The sequence below is a fragment of the Bradyrhizobium sp. LB14.3 genome (genome assembly GCF_040547985.1).
Taxonomy (GTDB): domain Bacteria; phylum Pseudomonadota; class Alphaproteobacteria; order Rhizobiales; family Xanthobacteraceae; genus Bradyrhizobium.
The window spans coordinates 1-2174 of sequence record NZ_JBEPQT010000082.1; the positions used below are offsets into that span (position 1 = coordinate 1).

Here is a 2174-nt window from a genome sequence, read left to right on the forward strand (position 1 = left end):
TGTCGATTGTGTCGGTATCCGCTCCCTGGCATTGCCGTCTGCCGTGACATGGGTCTCTCCCCGATTCTGGTCGTGAGAGGCTCTGGATGCGCTAGAAAGCAGGGCAGCTGATGGCGTTCGATCCATCAACACCAGATCGAGAAGCGCAGAAAGGGCTGCAAGTGCGGTTATGCTGACAAATGGCCGAGCTGCCAAACGCTCCGCCTCAGGGCATGCCGTCCGGTCGAACATCCATGCTGGAACCTCCAGCCAACGATCTGCTTGCGATCCATCCAGCGTGCAGCGGAAGGCGACATCGCCAGCCTTGTCGACGGCCCCATGAACGCAAACACGGCAACCAAACCAAGGATGATATCGATAAAGAACCACGCGAAGAGCGGTCCTGTGGGCGTTCTCAAACCTCGTTGTACAATGGTCACCGACCGCACCAAAGCCTTGACGACGCCACACCGGATCAAGCCTACTTCAACCAGCCGCCAGGCCGCTTGGCGGCCTAACCCAGGCAGACGCTCCACTTATCGACGCGGAGATTCTGTTCAGACAAACGGGACCGGCTCTCTTGGCCAAACCCACCTGGAAACGCAGACTAAGGGGACACGGGCGACCTGGCTCATTCGCTCCGTGGCGGTCTTGCTCGACAGAACCAGTTCGCCGGCAAGTTCGGTGAAGCTGACCTTGGCCGTGTTGTAGACCGAGGCGAGCCGCTCGAAATTGCTGCCGTCGGCGAACTGACGTCTGTGAAGATGGCGTCCCACTGCCTGCCAAGCAGACGTAGAATGTCCTTGAGAGCCTTGAGGTCGGCCCGTACTCCCGCACCGCGATCACGTCGAAGCGGCTCATGCACTCCGCAGTGGAGTACATCGCGTCGACCGTTCGCCCGCGATACTTGGTCCCGCCGAACTCGCGTATGTTGCACGTTGCCCGCAGCAGCGTACCGTCGCTCTTGGCAGGCACCTTCTTTAGCCCGGTGCGCAGTTTGCCGAGCCCCGCAACAATCCTCTGCCGCTTCCGACGGCGTTCTAACGAAGTCGATCGTTCGCGGACCGCGGACCCGGTCGAGCATGATCGTGGGCCGGTGCTTGTCCTTATCGAATATCGCATCGCAAGGGACGACCGTCCGAAGTTCTTTGAGTGCCTGAAGCGCCTGTCGCAGGCGCGACGGCGCGACGGAGCCTACGGCTGGGGCATCACGGAAGACGCCGCGGATTCGGAGCGCATCGTGGAATGGTTCATGGTGGAGTCGTGGGCGGAGCATTTGCGCCAGCATCATCGCCTGTCGAATGCCGATGCGGATATTCAGCGGGAGACTACACAGTTTCACATCGGCCCAAATTCACCGGTGGTGCGTCACTTTCTGACGCTGGAGCTTGATGGTATCGGCCGTTGGACAGGAGCGGCCGTATGATTGAGCCGCCCATTTCCGCTTGGTCAATTGAGTGCGCCGAACAAGCTATTGCGTTTCGTCGAGCCAGCCTCGTTTGCCGTTCAGTATCGCGCATCCTAGCGTTCTCTGGCCTTTATGTTCCCGGCGCCATCCGGAAGGCGGCGTCCCGACGAACGCGTGAAAACCCGCGTTAGATGGCTCTGATCGGCAAACCCGCAAATGACGGCGATCTCCGCGGCGGTAATCGACGATTCCAGCAATAGCGTTTTTGCGTGTTGGATCCGGCGTAGCAGCAGCCATTTATGGGGCGTCATGCCCGTTGTTATGCGAAATGAGCGCGTGAAGTGGCCGCGAGAGAACCCGCACGCCTTCGCTACGTCCGCTACGAGGATATCACCAGTCCATCGTCGGTCGGAATTGCCTCGAATTCGCGATGATTGCGAACGGCATTTTCACGTGCCGCGACTATACCGGCGGTTTAGGGCGCGCTGTCTGAGTCGGCTGCAAGCCCAGAGTAACATCACTTCTGATAGAGGGACGATGGCATCCTCATACGAAAACATGCCCGGCAATGACGCGCCGGACGTCAATCTGCTCCTGGGCAGTTGGAAGAGCGAATGAACCAAGCTCGGAGCCATCCGCAAGGCACAGTTTTGTCGACGCCGTCGTCGATGAACGCGGCCCGGTGGATCTAAACTAGGGTCTGTTGGGATTCATCTGGAGTTTATCGCGGCCGCGGCCAGATAGATCATTGAAGTGAAGCTCTGGTCGGTCTTGTCGGCGCGCATTG

General features: G+C 59.4%; 2 protein-coding genes and 1 pseudogene. 1 reads left to right on the top strand and 2 read right to left on the bottom strand.

Features of this window, described 5'->3' with window-relative positions; genetic code table 11:
* Window positions 1–369: hypothetical protein (locus ABIB00_RS38885; protein WP_354107998.1), on the bottom strand; the 369-nt coding region annotated here is incomplete at its 3' end.
* 649 nt (window positions 370–1018) lie between these two features.
* Here ABIB00_RS38885 and ABIB00_RS38890 point away from each other — a divergent pair.
* A pseudogene (locus ABIB00_RS38890) lies at window positions 1019–1405 on the top strand (MFS transporter); the annotation flags it as partial.
* Between the two features lie 95 nt (window positions 1406–1500).
* Here ABIB00_RS38890 and ABIB00_RS38895 read toward each other — a convergent pair.
* On the bottom strand, window positions 1501–1812 hold the full coding sequence (locus tag ABIB00_RS38895) for a helix-turn-helix transcriptional regulator (RefSeq protein WP_354107997.1): 312 nt from the start codon (window positions 1810–1812) through the stop codon (window positions 1501–1503).
* Between the last annotated feature and the right edge of the window lie 362 nt (window positions 1813–2174).